Source organism: Mycobacterium sp. TH-M11 (assembly GCF_057473725.1).
On sequence record NZ_JBYCLD010000033.1, the window covers coordinates 1 to 12992 of the forward strand.

15 protein-coding genes are annotated in these 12992 nt (G+C 64.4%); 11 read left to right on the forward strand and 4 right to left on the reverse strand.

Going from position 1 to position 12992, the window contains the following annotated elements:
• Together AC2VOG_RS01450 and AC2VOG_RS01455 are read left to right on the forward strand one after the other, a co-directional pair.
• Positions 1-276, forward strand: a 276-nt coding sequence (locus AC2VOG_RS01450) for an FCD domain-containing protein (protein ID WP_486938138.1), incomplete at its 5' end; no start/stop codon positions are given.
• Between the two features lie 164 nt (positions 277-440).
• On the forward strand, positions 441-923 hold the full coding sequence (locus tag AC2VOG_RS01455; RefSeq protein ID WP_486938139.1) for a homocitrate synthase: 483 nt from the start codon (positions 441-443) through the stop codon (positions 921-923).
• Between the two features lie 77 nt (positions 924-1000).
• Here the strand turns inward: AC2VOG_RS01455 and AC2VOG_RS01460 are convergent, their stop codons facing one another.
• On the reverse strand, positions 1001-2482 hold the full coding sequence (locus tag AC2VOG_RS01460) for a cytochrome P450 (RefSeq protein WP_486938140.1): 1482 nt from the start codon (positions 2480-2482) through the stop codon (positions 1001-1003).
• A gap of 148 nt (positions 2483-2630) precedes the next feature.
• Between AC2VOG_RS01460 and AC2VOG_RS01465 the strand changes: the two genes are divergently transcribed.
• On the forward strand, positions 2631-3290 hold the full coding sequence (locus AC2VOG_RS01465; RefSeq protein WP_486938151.1) for a TetR/AcrR family transcriptional regulator: 660 nt from the start codon (positions 2631-2633) through the stop codon (positions 3288-3290).
• Positions 3291-3318: 28 nt separating this feature from the next.
• Complete coding sequence (locus AC2VOG_RS01470; RefSeq protein WP_486938141.1) at positions 3319-4182, forward strand: SDR family oxidoreductase; 864 nt, start codon at positions 3319-3321, stop codon at positions 4180-4182.
• 22 nt (positions 4183-4204) lie between these two features.
• Here AC2VOG_RS01470 and AC2VOG_RS01475 read toward each other — a convergent pair whose 3' ends face one another.
• Positions 4205-4807, reverse strand: coding sequence for a TetR/AcrR family transcriptional regulator (locus tag AC2VOG_RS01475; protein WP_486938142.1), 603 nt, complete (start codon positions 4805-4807; stop codon positions 4205-4207).
• Between the two features lie 93 nt (positions 4808-4900).
• On the opposite strand from AC2VOG_RS01475, the gene AC2VOG_RS01480 reads away from it, so the two are divergent.
• The 7 genes from AC2VOG_RS01480 (at position 4901) to AC2VOG_RS01510 (ending at position 11804) form a co-directional block, all read left to right on the forward strand.
• Entirely contained in the window at positions 4901-5458 is a 558-nt protein-coding gene (locus AC2VOG_RS01480; RefSeq protein ID WP_486938143.1) for an NAD(P)H-dependent oxidoreductase, read from the forward strand.
• A 384-nt stretch (positions 5459-5842) separates the two neighbouring features.
• Entirely contained in the window at positions 5843-6082 is a 240-nt protein-coding gene (locus AC2VOG_RS01485) for a redoxin NrdH (RefSeq protein ID WP_486938144.1), read from the forward strand.
• A 32-nt stretch (positions 6083-6114) separates the two neighbouring features.
• Positions 6115-6576, forward strand: coding sequence for a class Ib ribonucleoside-diphosphate reductase assembly flavoprotein NrdI (gene nrdI, locus AC2VOG_RS01490; RefSeq protein WP_486938152.1), 462 nt, complete (start codon positions 6115-6117; stop codon positions 6574-6576).
• A complete protein-coding gene (gene nrdE, locus AC2VOG_RS01495; RefSeq protein ID WP_486938145.1) occupies positions 6546-8723 on the forward strand; it encodes a class 1b ribonucleoside-diphosphate reductase subunit alpha in 2178 nt (725 codons plus the stop codon). The genes nrdI and nrdE overlap by 31 nt, the downstream gene beginning before the upstream one ends.
• A gap of 123 nt (positions 8724-8846) precedes the next feature.
• Positions 8847-9596: a TetR/AcrR family transcriptional regulator gene (locus tag AC2VOG_RS01500; RefSeq protein ID WP_486938146.1), complete on the forward strand. Its 750-nt coding sequence runs from the start codon at positions 8847-8849 to the stop codon at positions 9594-9596.
• A 103-nt stretch (positions 9597-9699) separates the two neighbouring features.
• Positions 9700-11244, forward strand: a complete 1545-nt coding sequence (locus AC2VOG_RS01505; protein WP_486938147.1) for a flavin-containing monooxygenase — start codon at positions 9700-9702, stop codon at positions 11242-11244.
• 146 nt (positions 11245-11390) lie between these two features.
• Positions 11391-11804: a TetR/AcrR family transcriptional regulator gene (locus AC2VOG_RS01510; protein WP_486938148.1), complete on the forward strand. Its 414-nt coding sequence runs from the start codon at positions 11391-11393 to the stop codon at positions 11802-11804.
• Positions 11805-11898: 94 nt separating this feature from the next.
• On the opposite strand, the gene AC2VOG_RS01515 is transcribed toward AC2VOG_RS01510, so the two are convergent.
• The gene (locus AC2VOG_RS01515; RefSeq protein ID WP_486938149.1) at positions 11899-12432 is read right to left on the reverse strand and encodes a TetR/AcrR family transcriptional regulator; all 534 of its coding nucleotides are present in this window, start codon (positions 12430-12432) and stop codon (positions 11899-11901) included.
• Positions 12416-12862, reverse strand: coding sequence for an SRPBCC family protein (locus tag AC2VOG_RS01520; protein WP_486938150.1), 447 nt, complete (start codon positions 12860-12862; stop codon positions 12416-12418). Before AC2VOG_RS01520 ends, AC2VOG_RS01515 begins: the two co-directional genes overlap by 17 nt.
• Positions 12863-12992 lie beyond the last annotated feature (130 nt).

Genomic DNA, 12992 nt, shown 5'->3' on the forward strand with positions numbered 1-12992 from the left:
GATCCCGGCGAGGTGGGCGCCGAAGAGTTCCTGTTCCATGCCGGGCTGGCCAAGTTGGCCGGCAACGCCGTCTTGGAGTTGTTCCTGCGGATTCTCGTCGAGGTGTTCCGTCGGTATTGGGCCAGCACCGACCAGCCGTCCCCGAGCCAGGCCGACCTCGCCGATGTCAGATTCGCCCACCTGCGCATCATCGAGGCGATCGGCCAGGGCGACGACAGCCTGGCCCGGCACCGCATCCGGCGTCATCTCGACGCCGCGGCATCCTGGTGGCTGTAAATCACGTTGCACCGGTAGCCCACCAGCGGCTAACCTTGACGACGTGCGTCATCTTCTCGTAGTAGCCAGCACCCGCAGCGGGGTCTGATCCAGACCGACCCCCCGCTGTGGGTCGCAAGCTACTACCCGTCGGTCACTCCAACAGAGTCAGAGAAGACCGGCACATGTCCATCACCTTTGTTTCATCCGAACCGTCGACGATCCTGTTCGACGGCATGCCGCTGCCGCGCGGGCTTCGGGAGGACGCCGACACCATGTCGTGGAGCGTCTTCACCGCCACCTACGCGCCGAGCGGCGGACCGCTGCGACTCGGGCGGTGGCACTGCGCCGACGACGCCCGATCGGCCACCCGGCTGGGGCCGCGGACATTCCAGGCCACCCTCGCGCTCGGCGATCGCATCGAAACCGCCACGGCCACCGCGACGGGGCCGGTCGCCGCGCTGACCGCGATGCTGCATCAGCACGGCGTCGCAGTCGAGATGCTTAAGTTCCACCAACTGCACCGCGACGACACCACCGCCACGTTCATCCAGGGCACCGACGGGTGTCGCGCCGAGTGGGCGATGGGCTGCGCGCACGACCCGACGCAGTCTGCGCTGTCGGCGTTCATCGCCTGCGCCAACCGGCTTTACGCCGGCAACCGCTAACCGCGAACGTCGACTTGTCGGCCGGGAAACCTCGTTCTTGCCACAACAAGTCGACGTTCGGTGCGTACCGGCATCGTTTAGAGGCGCCGCAGCACGATCGGCATGCCGTCCATCGGGATCGGCATGCCGCCGTAGTCCCACCGCGGCTGGTAGCCGGGACGGACGAGTTCGAGGCGGTAGCGGCGCAGCAGTCGGTGCAGGATCGTCTTGACCTCGAGGCGGCCGAACACCATTCCGATGCACTTGTGGGCGCCGCCGCCGAACGGCGCGAACGCATACCGGTGCTGCTTGTGTTCCGAGCGCGGCTCCAGGAATCGTTCCGGGTCGAACTTCAGCGGGTCGGTCCACAGTTCGGGTAGCCAATGGTTGGTCCCAGGCCACGTGACCACGTTGGTGCCGGCCGGCAAATAGTGGCCCAGCAGGTCGGTGTCGCGCACGGTTTGGCGCATGTTGAACGGCAACGGGGTGACCAGCCGCAGCGACTCGTCCATCACCAGATCGAGGGTCTCCAGCTTCTCCAGCGCCTCGATGTCGAGCGGCCCGTCGCCGAGCCGGTCGGACTCGTCGCGGCAGCGCTGCTGCCACTCAGGGTTGGCGGCCAGGTTGTAGGCCATCGTCGTGGTGGTCGACGTCGACGTGTCGTGGGCGGCCATCATCAGGAAGATCATGTGGTTGACGATGTCTTCGTCGGTGAAGCTGTTGCCGTCCTCGTCCTCGGTGTGACACAAGACCGAGAGCATGTCGGTGCCGTCGGCGTTGCGGCGCTGTTCCTTGACCCGATCGACGAAGTAGTCCTCGAGGACCTTGCGGGCCTGCTTACCGCGCCACCACTTGAACGGCGGGACGTTGGTACGGATGATCGCGCCGCCGGCCCGCGTGGTGGTGGTGAACGCCTGGTTGACCTTGGTCACCAGATCGTGGTCGGTGCCGGGTTCGTGGCCCATGAAGACCACCGAGGCGATGTCGAGGGTCAGTTCCTTCATCGCCGGGTGGAACAGGAAGCGGGTGTCGTCGGTCGGGTAGTTGGCCACCACCGACGAGGCCACCGCGTCGATGTGGTCGACGTAGCCGGTGAGCCGACTGCGGGTGAACGCCTCCTGCATGATCCGCCGGTGATACATGTGCTCGTCGAAGTCGAGCATCATCAGGCCGCGGTTGAAGAACGGCCCGATCACCGGGTGCCAGCCCTTTTGAGAAAATTCCTTGTTGCGGTTGGAGAAGATGGCCTGGGTGGCGTCCGGTCCGATCGCGACGACCGACGGCAGCGCCGCCGACTTGGCGTAGAAAACCGGTCCGCGAGTCTTGTACAGGTGCAGCGGAAAGTCCGGTCCGCCACGGAACATCTCGATGATGTGGCCCAGTATCGGCAAACCGCTGTCGCCCATCACCGGCTTGAGGCCGCTACCGGGCGGCGGCGTGGCCAGTTCGCGCTGCTTCCAGTCGACGGTCAGCAGTCGCTTTTCCAGCAGGCCCATCCCGGGAATGGTGTTGACCGTCGGAGTGAATCGGCGCTTGGCCTGATCCAGCAGGTACTCGGGGGTACTGATGGTCGTAGTCAACTTCGACGACACCTTCCTCCTGGCGGGCGTGCGGCCCAAGGTCAATCGACTGTGTGGCAGACATCACCGCCTGTCATCCTTCGGGGAAACTTGACGGCTGTCAAGTTTCCTTTTGCGTGTGGCGTAGTGCAAGGTCGTAGGCGTGCGCATCGAGCAAGGGGCTGATCGTGCGACCGAGCAGGCCACGGCAGTCCCGGTTCCGCGGCGACGGGGAGATCGGCAGCGGCATGCCATCGTGCAGGCAGTGCGCGAGTTGCTGCAGGAAAAGCCGTTCGCCCAGCTGTCGGTCAGTACGATCAGCGATCGCGCCGGGGTGGCGCGGTCCGGGTTCTACTTTTACTTCGACTCCAAGTACGCCGTGCTGGCCCAAATTCTCGCCGACGCGACACGGGAACTCGAAGAACTCACCGAGTACTTCGCCCCACGCGGCGTCGACGAGACGCCGTCGGAGTTCGCCAAACGGATGGTGGGCAGTGCCGCGGCGGTCTACGCCCACAACGACCCGGTGATGTCGGCGTGCAACGCCGCCCGCAACACCGATGCCGAGATTCGCGACCTGCTCGACCAACAGGTCGAAGGCGTCGTCCAGCAGATCATCGGCATCGTCGAAGACGAAATACGGGCTGGCAGCGCCCACCCGATCAGCGACGACATCGCGACGTTGGTGCGCATGCTGTCGGTGACCACCGCGCAGATGCTGTCCGGGGACTCCGCCTACCTGGGCGACCAGGGTGACGTCCAGCGCGGTGTGCGGGTGCTCGAGGCATTGTGGCTCAACGCGCTCTGGGGCGGCTCGCTGCAGGCATAGCGCGATACCGTGGGTATCGTCACTGCCCATGTCGAAGAAGACCTTCGCGGGAAAGCGGTGCCTGATCACCGGCGCGGCCAGCGGCATCGGTCGCGCGACCGCGCTGCGGCTGGCAAGCCAGGGTGCCGAGCTGTACCTCACCGACCGCAACGCCGACGGCCTGACTACGACGGCGCACGACGTGCGCGCGCTCGGCGCCAACGTTCCCGAGTGCCGTGCCTTCGACATCTCTGACTACGACGAGGTCGCGGCGTTCGCCGCGGCGATCCACGCCAACCACCCGAGCATGGATGTCGTCATGAATATCGCCGGTGTCTCGGCGTGGGGGACCGTCGACCGGCTGTCGCACGAGCAGTGGGACAAGATGATCTCGATCAACCTGATGGGCCCGATCCATGTCATCGAAAACTTTGTTCCGCCAATGGTGGCGGCGCGCAGCGGCGGACATCTGGTCAACGTGTCGTCCGCGGCTGGGCTGATCGGTTTGCCGTGGCATGCCGCCTACAGCGCGAGCAAGTTCGGCCTGCGCGGGCTTTCCGAGGTGCTGCGATTCGACTTGGCCCGCTACCGGATCGGGGTGTCGGTGGTGGTGCCCGGCGCCGTGCGGACTCCGCTGGTCGACACCGTCGAGATCGCCGGCGTCGACCGTGATGACCCGCAGGTGAGTCGCTGGGTCGACCGCTTCAGCGGCCATGCGGTGTCGCCGGAGAGGGCCGCGGAAAAGATTCTGACCGGGGTCGCCAGGAACCGATTTCTGATCTACACCTCGGCTGACATCCGCGCGCTGTATGCGTTCAAACGTGTGGCGTGGTGGCCCTACAGCGTCGCGATGCGGCAGGTGAACCTGGTGTTCACCAAGACGCTCAAGCCGGCACCGGTCCTGCCCCGGTAGGCATGCCGGATTCAGCGCGGGTTCATCGTCCACAGAGCTTGCGCGCCAGGGTTTCCCACGCATCGCCGAGCCCTTGCAGGGATTGATCGCGATCGGTCAGCCGGTGCTCGACGTAGTCGGCCTCCAGCAGTGCCAGCAGGGCGTCGGTCTGGGCGTCGAGGTCCCCGGTGCTGCCGGCCGCGTGCAGCAGCATCCGGACGTGGGTGTGCAGCACCGTCGCTGCCGCGCCGTAGCGGGACTGTGGATCGCGGTTGGCGGCCACCAGGAGTTCGTGATGGGTGTGCGCGAACTTCAGCCGGGCCCGTCCGAAGGCCAGCAGTCGTTCCAGCGGTTGCGCGTCGGGTCCCAGCGGTGGCGGGCCGAACATGAATGCCTGCTGGTTGGTCCGTTCGTCCTCGTCGAGCAACACCATCATCAGGCCCGCCCGGCTGCCGAAGCGGCGGAACACGGTGCCTTTGCCGACGCCGGCGGCCGCGGCGATGTCCTCCATGGTCACCTCGTCGGCGCCGCGTTCGTTGATCAGCCGGCGGGCCGCGTCCAGTAGCAGCGCCCGGTTGCGGGCAGCGTCACCGCGCTCCTGCGGCACAGAAACCGGCAGGTCGCGAACCGGGTCGGCGGCGTCCACGAAAACACTGTAACGCCACCGGAACAAAACGGACTGCGGTCCGGTTGAATCGATGCAAGGATGTGCACCAACCACCGAAGGGAACTGAAGAACATGCCGAACACCACTGTGTTGGCGCTGGTAGGAAGCTTGCGCGCGGCGTCGGTGAACCGTCAGATTGCCGAGTTGGCCGTCGAGCTGGCCCCGGACGGCGTCACTGTCACTGTCTTCGAAGGTCTCGGCGATGTGCCGTTCTACAACGAGGAGATCGACGACGTGATGAACGCCGACGCTCCGCCGTTGGCGCCGGTGACCGCCTTACGTGCCGCGGCCGCAGCCGCCGACGCCGCCTTGGTGGTGACCCCGGAATACAACGGCAGCTATCCGGCCGTCGTCAAGAACGCGATTGACTGGCTGTCTCGGCCATTCGGCGACGGCGCGCTCAAAGGCAAGCCGCTGGCCGTCATCGGCGGATCCTTCGGCCAGTACGGCGGCGTGTGGGCCCATGACGAGACCCGCAAGTCGTTCGGGATTGCCGGCGCCAGGGTGATCGACACGATCAAGCTGTCGATTCCGTTCACGACGCTCAACGGTCAACACCCGCGCGAGCACGCCGAAGTGGCTGACAACGTGCGTGGCGCGGTGGGCAAACTGGCCGCCGAAGTCAGCTGATCTCGCTTTGCTGGGCGAGGCTAGACAGGTCGCGATGTCGGTGCCCGGTGGTAATCCTGTCGGTACACCGTCGTGAGGCCGTTTTGTGACCTGCGACACGCCGAAGACGCCGCCGCAGCAGGGCTCACGACCAGGGAATTTCACGAATGTTTTTCCGAACATCTGGTATCTCCACTTATTGTCGACCACTAGGTGTAGTGTTTCCGACACCGACAGACCCTAGATGTGCCTGGTCGGTCGGGACGCATCAGCCGACGGCGCGAGCCGGCTCGGGCGGACCGGCAGGACGGGAATTCTGCGGCGTGGCGGTTCGCTGAATATCAGTGGGTGCGTGGTAGCCAAGTTCGTGTTTTTCCATCGTCATACAGAGGGGTTGTAACGCCGATGAGCGTCACCGTTTACACCAAGCCGGCCTGCGTGCAGTGCAACGCCACCTACAAGGCGCTGGACAAGCAGGGCATCGCCTACGAGAAGGTCGACATCACCTTGGACTCCGAGGCGCGCGACTACGTGATGGCGCTCGGCTATCTGCAGGCGCCCGTCGTGGTGGCGGGCAACGACCACTGGTCGGGCTTCCGTCCGGACCGGATCAAAGGGCTTTCCACAGCCGTCCTGAGCGCCTGACCTGTCAAGGGCGCAGCAAGATCAAGGAGGGGATCGCCGTGCCATCCGCCAGCCTGGTGTACTTCTCCAGCGTCTCGGAGAACACCCACCGGTTCGTGCAGAAGCTGGACATGCCGGCAACGCGGATCCCGCTGCACGGCCGTATTGAGGTCGACCAGCCGTACGTGCTGGTGCTGCCGACCTACGGGGGCGGCCTGCGCAACCCGAGCGTCGCTGAGATGGAGCGCGGTGGCTACGTCCCCAAGCAGGTCATCGCTTTTTTGAACAACGAACACAACCGATCGCTGATCCGCGGCGTCATCGCAGCGGGCAACAACAACTTCGGTGCCGAATTTGCCTACGCGGGCGACGTGGTGTCGCGCAAGTGCGGGGTCCCGTATCTCTATCGCTTCGAACTGATGGGAACCCCGGACGACGTTGATGCTGTCCGCGCGGGTCTCGCCGACTTCTGGAAGGAACAGACGTGCCAACAACCGTCGCTGCAGAGCCTGTAACCACCGGCGCGCACTCCCACAGCCCGGGGGGTTCGGCGGAGACTGACTACCACGCGCTGAACGCGATGCTGAATCTCTACGACGCCGACGGCAAGATTCAGTTCGACAAGGACCGCGAGGCGGCCAACCAGTACTTCCTGCAGCACGTCAACCAGAACACGGTGTTCTTCCACAATCAGGACGAGAAGCTCGACTACCTGATCAAGGAGAACTACTACGAGCGCGAGGTTCTCGACCAGTACAGCCGCAACTTCGTCAAGACATTGCTGGATCGCGCGTATGCCAAGAAGTTTCGGTTCCCGACCTTCCTCGGCGCATTCAAGTACTACACCTCGTACACGCTCAAGACATTCGACGGCAAACGCTACCTCGAGCGTTTCGAAGACCGCGTTGTGATGGTCTCGCTGACGTTGGCGGCCGGCGACACCGCGCTGGCCGAGAAACTCGTCGACGAGATCATCGACGGCCGGTTCCAGCCCGCCACGCCGACCTTCCTCAACTCCGGCAAGAAGCAGCGCGGTGAGCCAGTCTCGTGCTTTCTGCTTCGCATCGAGGACAACATGGAGTCGATCGGGCGCTCGATCAACTCCGCGCTGCAGCTGTCCAAGCGCGGCGGGGGAGTCGCGCTGTTGCTGAGCAACATTCGTGAACATGGCGCGCCGATCAAGAACATCGAAAACCAGTCATCGGGCGTCATCCCGATCATGAAACTGCTCGAGGACTCGTTCTCCTACGCCAACCAACTGGGTGCACGTCAGGGCGCCGGCGCGGTGTATCTGCACGCTCATCACCCCGACATCTACCGCTTCCTGGACACCAAGCGCGAGAACGCCGACGAGAAGATCCGGATCAAGACGCTGAGTCTGGGCGTGGTGATCCCGGACATCACGTTCGAGTTGGCCAAAAACAACGAGGACATGTACCTGTTCTCGCCGTATGACGTCGAGCGCGTCTACGGGGCGCCGTTCGCCGACATCTCGGTCACCGAGAAGTACTACGAAATGGTCGACGACGCGCGCATCCGCAAGACCAAGATCAAGGCGCGGGAGTTCTTCCAGACGCTGGCGGAGTTGCAGTTCGAGTCCGGTTACCCCTACATCATGTTCGAGGACACGGTGAACCGGGCCAACCCGATCGAGGGCAAGATCACCCACTCGAACCTGTGCTCGGAGATCCTGCAGGTCTCCACCCCGTCGCTGTTCAACGAGGACCTGTCGTATGCCAGGGTGGGCAAAGACATTTCGTGCAACCTGGGTTCGCTCAACATCGCCAAGGCGATGGACTCGCCGGACTTCGCGCAGACCATCGAGGTGGCGATCCGCGCGCTCACCGCGGTCAGCGATCAGACCCACATCTGGTCGGTGCCCTCGATCGAACAGGGCAACAACGACTCGCATGCGATCGGTCTCGGCCAGATGAACCTGCACGGCTACCTGGCCCGCGAGCGCGTCTACTACGGGTCTGACGAAGGCGTCGACTTCACCAACATCTACTTCTACACGGTGCTCTACCACGCGCTGCGCGCCTCGAATCGCATTGCGATCGAGCGCGGTTCGCGCTTCAAAGGCTTCGAGAAGTCGAAATACGCCTCCGGTGAGTTCTTCGACAAGTACACCGAGCAGGTCTGGGAACCCAAGACCGACAAGGTGACTCAGCTGTTCGCCGATGCCGGCATCCGCATCCCGAACCAGGACGACTGGCGACGGCTCAAGGAGTCGGTGCAGACCCACGGTATCTACAACCAGAACCTGCAGGCGGTGCCGCCGACCGGGTCGATCTCCTACATCAACCACTCGACGTCGTCGATCCACCCGGTCGCGTCCAAGATCGAGATCCGCAAGGAAGGCAAGATCGGACGGGCCTACTACCCGGCTCCGTATCTGACCAACGACAACCTGGAGTACTACCAGGATGCCTACGAAATCGGCTACGAGAAGATCATCGACACCTACGCCGCGGCCACTCAGCATGTGGACCAAGGTCTTTCGCTGACGCTGTTCTTCAAGGACACCGCGACCACCCGCGACGTCAACAAGGCGCAGATCTACGCCTGGCGCAAGGGCATCAAGACGCTGTACTACATCCGGTTGCGGCAGATGGCGCTGGAAGGCACCGAGGTCGAGGGCTGCGTGTCCTGCATGCTGTGAGGCCTGGCGGTGGCTTCGAGTGTGAAATCGACGACGGCCCTGCGGCGTGTCCCGTCGCCAGAGTCACGCTCGACCGCGCGAGGAATGCCAGGTCAGCGACCGCATCGGGGTATGGTGCTGGGCATGGTCCGAATTCCGCGGCCCCCGCTGCCCCATACCGGGTCCAAGCCTGGTGTGAAGGTCGATGCGCGCAGCGAACGCTGGCGTGAGCACCGTAAGAAGGTGCGCGCGGAGATCGTCGACGCGGCGTTTCGTGCCATCGATCGGTTGGGGCCCGATCTCAGCGTGCGGGAGGTCGCCGAGGAGGCCGGCACCGCCAAACCCAAGATCTACCGCCATTTCACCGACAAATCCGATCTGTTCCAGGCGATCGGCGAACGGCTCCGCGACATGCTGTGGGCGGCGATCTTCCCGTCCATCGACTTGGCGACCGACTCGGCCCGCGAGGTCATCCGGCGCAGCGTCGAGGAGTACGTCAGCCTGATCGACAAGCACCCGAACGTGTTGCGAGTCTTCATCCAGGACCGCTCGGCGTCGACCTCGCAGTCAACTCTCCGCACTCTCCAAGAGGGCCGAGAGATCACCTTGGCCATGGCCGATATGTTCGACAACGAGCTGCGGGACATGGAGTTGGACCACGCGGCGGTGGAGTTGGCTGCCCACGCCGCTTTCGGGTCGGCGGCCTCTGCCACCGAGTGGTGGCTGGGAACCGACATCGACAGTCCGCGACGGATGCCGCGGGACACGTTCGTCGAGCATCTGACCACGATCATGATGGGTGTCATCGTCGGCACCGCCGAACTGTTGGGCATCAAGGTCGACCCCGATAAGCCCATTCACAACGCCGTGCCGTTCGACTCCGCCGCGAGCTAGCGAGGTTGATACCCTCGGTACCGGATATCCGTGGAAGAGGAGCGGCGCCCATGAGTCGCGTCGACGACGATGCAGAGCGAAGCGATGAGGAGGAGCGGCGCCCATGAGTATTGCCGAGTCGACCACCCAGCCTGACGCACCGGCCGCGCCGATCCGGACCCGCGCGCTGATCATCGGAACGGGGTTCGCCGGGCTTGGCATGGCCATCGCATTACAACGCCAAGGTGTGGACTTCCTCATCGTCGAGAAAGCGGACGACATCGGCGGGACCTGGCGCGACAACAGCTACCCCGGTTGCGCATGCGACGTGCCGTCGCACCTCTACTCGTTCTCTTTCGAGCCGAAAGCGAATTGGAGCAAGCTGTTTTCCCCACAACCGGAGATCCTGGATTACCTTCAGGGCGTCACCGACAAGTACGGCCTGCGTCGTTACATCCGGTTCGGGCAGAAAGTGAGCCGCGCGCACTGGGACGACAGCGAATACCGGTGGCGCGTCTTCACCGAGTCCGGTGCGGAGTACATCGCACAATTCCTGATTTCCGGCGCCGGCGCGTTGCACATCCCGCGGACACCCGGCATCGACGGTATGAATGAATTCCGAGGCCCCGCATTCCATTCCGCGCAGTGGGACCACAGCGTCGACCTGACCGGAAAGCGGGTAGCCGTTATCGGCACCGGGGCCAGCGCCATTCAGATCGTGCCGGAGTTGGTGCGTCACGACGCCGGCGTCGCCGAGGTCCAGCTCTACCAGCGCACTCCGCCGTGGGTGGTGCCGCGACCGAACAGCTTGCTGCCCAATGCAGTTCGCAATGCGTTCGGGACGGTTCCCGGTCTGCGGCTGTTGGTGCGCTCCGGCATTTACTGGGGGCTGGAGGGGCTCGGGTTCGCGATGACCCGACGCCCCAGCTTGCTCCGCGCCGTCGAATTGGTTGGCCGGTGGAACATTCGCCGCTACGTCAAGGACAAGGATCTGCGTCGTCGGCTGACCCCGAGCTACCGCGCCGGCTGCAAGCGAATTCTCTACTCCGGCAGCTACTACCAGGCGGTGGCGAATCCGAAGGCGACGTTGATCACCGACCGGATCGACCGGATCACCCCGGACGGCATCGTCACCGACGATGGAGTCGAGCATCCCGTCGATGTCATCGTGTACGCCACCGGTTTTCACACCACCGACTCCTATACCTACGTCGAGGTAAAAGGCCCGCGCGGGGAGGACCTGGTGGATCGCTGGAACCGCGAAGGCGTCGTCGCGCACCGCGGCATCGCGGTGGCCGACATGCCGAATCTGTTCTTCCTGCTCGGTCCTAACACCGGTCTGGGGCACACCTCGGTGGTGTTCATGATCGAGTCGCAGATCCACTACGTCGCGCAGGCGATCGCCGCGGTCGACAAGGCAGGGGCACAAGCGTTGGCGCCCAGCCGCTCTGCCCAGGACCGGTCCAACACCGAGCTGCAGACCGAGCTGGCCGGCTCGGTGTGGAACACCGGTGGGTGCAGCAGCTGGTATCTCGACGAGCACGGCGTCAACCGGACCCTGTGGGGTGGCATGACGTGGCAATACTGGCGCGACACCCGCTCGCTCAAACTCGCCGAATACACGTTCATCGGGGTGGGCCCGGGCGCGCGGGCGACGGTCAGCGTCTAGGCGCCGTAGGTGGGCAATGCCACCTTGCCGCCAGTGGAACTGACGTTGACCACCGGGGCCTCCATTGCAAATTCAGTTGAGATTGTCCACTCAGCTAGCCGACTGAGTTGACGTCGTCAACTGAAGCGCGGGCACAAGCTCTGCGGATGGCGACACGATCGGAGAGTGCGGCGGCGACCCGCCAGTCGCTGATCGACGCCGCCGGTGTCCTGCTCGACCCCGGCGGTCCGGAAGCCGTCACGCTGCGCGAGGTCGGAGCCCGCAGCGGGGTGTCTCGTTCGGCGGCATACCGCCACTTCGCCGCCAAGGAGCCGTTGCTGGCCCAATTGGCGGCCGACGGGCTGAGCGCGTTGGGTGATGCACTGGAAGCGCTTGTTGCGAGCGAGAATTCGGCCGAGATGTGTCTGCGGTCGGGCCTGCTCGCCCTGATCGACGTCGGTCGTAACCGGCTGCACCGATACCGGCTGATGCGGCCGAGCGAACGCAGAACATGTTCCTCGACATCGTGGCTCGTGTCACCGGCCCGCGACAGGCGCACCGTTACGGTGCTCTGCTGCTGACGACGACCCACGGCATCTCGGGCTTGACCTCAGCGGCCACCTTGATATGGCCAAGTGGCACACCACAGCTGAAGAGCTGGACACCGTCATCTCGCTATTGCCGACGTCGAAGTAGCTGGACGAACACGTCGGCCGCCGTGTCCACTCCTGCTTCATCGCCGGTGGCGACCAGGTCAAGCAACAGCCCGCGGATGACCGCGAGTCCGAGTCGCGCAGCGGCGGGCTCGGCCAGACCCTCGGTGAGCTTTAGCCAATCGTCGACGGCGCCAGGAACCATCCGGTCAAACGGCTTCTCGCCGTTGGCCGCCCGCGCATAGCACTCGAAGAACAGTCGCTCGAACTGCCGCAGTTCTGGCCGGCTGACGTCGGCCCACATCGCGCCGAAGTGATCTGCTGGATCGGTCGGCAGATCGGGTAGCACGGTCATCTGCCGGCGCTCGACTTCCTCGACGATCGCCAGCAGAAGCTCGTCACGAGAGCCGAAGTGATGCAACAGCATCCGGTGACTGGTGCCGATCGCAGCGGCGACGTCGCGAAGGGAGCGGTCGCCGACGCCGCCGGCCGCAAATTCTTCGACGAGCTTGTCGAGCAGCTCCCGACGCCGACTCGACTCAGGCGCGCGAGCCATCTGCCCGGTGCACCTGCTCAGAGCGGGCTTTGAGCCCCCGGGCCTCGAGTTCGAGGAAGCGTTTGGTCTTCTTGAGCATCATGCGTCCGACCAAAGCGCCGAGCAGGCCGCGTTGCTCGAGTTCCTGCCGTACGAGGGTCCGCCCGTCGGGGCGGGCGATGACCCAGTGACGAGCGCTGACGTCGACTCCGGGTGATCGTTGCACCCATATCCACGACGATCCCGGATCGATCTCGGTGACTTTCCACACCAGCTTCGACATGCCGGGCTGCTTGATCGAGAACCGTCTCCCGACGGCGAGGTCGGGCCCGTCCTGACCGACAAGCGAGGTCACCGACTCGGTCCAGTCGGGCCAGTGCTCGACATCGCTGAACACCTGCCACACCAGCTGGGCCGGTGCGTCGATCTCGATGCTATCTTTGATCAGCATGTACCAAATGGTACATCGGAGTCGTGGGCAATGCCTAGGGCCATCCGGGCGGCAAATGGGGGTACGCAGAGCGAGTGGCTAGCTGTCCTGGGCGCGACACGCGAACACAAGTTGTTGTGTTCCATCGCCT

Coding starts and splice junctions, on each gene's coding strand:
- AC2VOG_RS01520 (WP_486938150.1), bottom strand. CDS start 12,862: ATGCTGATCAAAGATAGCATCGAGATCGACGCACCGGCCCAGCTGGTG.
- AC2VOG_RS01510 (WP_486938148.1), top strand. CDS start 11,391: ATGGCGACACGATCGGAGAGTGCGGCGGCGACCCGCCAGTCGCTGATC.
- AC2VOG_RS01505 (WP_486938147.1), top strand. CDS start 9,700: ATGAGTATTGCCGAGTCGACCACCCAGCCTGACGCACCGGCCGCGCCG.
- AC2VOG_RS01455 (WP_486938139.1), top strand. CDS start 441: ATGTCCATCACCTTTGTTTCATCCGAACCGTCGACGATCCTGTTCGAC.
- AC2VOG_RS01500 (WP_486938146.1), top strand. CDS start 8,847: ATGGTCCGAATTCCGCGGCCCCCGCTGCCCCATACCGGGTCCAAGCCT.
- AC2VOG_RS01485 (WP_486938144.1), top strand. CDS start 5,843: ATGAGCGTCACCGTTTACACCAAGCCGGCCTGCGTGCAGTGCAACGCC.
- AC2VOG_RS01515 (WP_486938149.1), bottom strand. CDS start 12,432: ATGGCTCGCGCGCCTGAGTCGAGTCGGCGTCGGGAGCTGCTCGACAAG.
- AC2VOG_RS01470 (WP_486938141.1), top strand. CDS start 3,319: ATGTCGAAGAAGACCTTCGCGGGAAAGCGGTGCCTGATCACCGGCGCG.
- AC2VOG_RS01480 (WP_486938143.1), top strand. CDS start 4,901: ATGCCGAACACCACTGTGTTGGCGCTGGTAGGAAGCTTGCGCGCGGCG.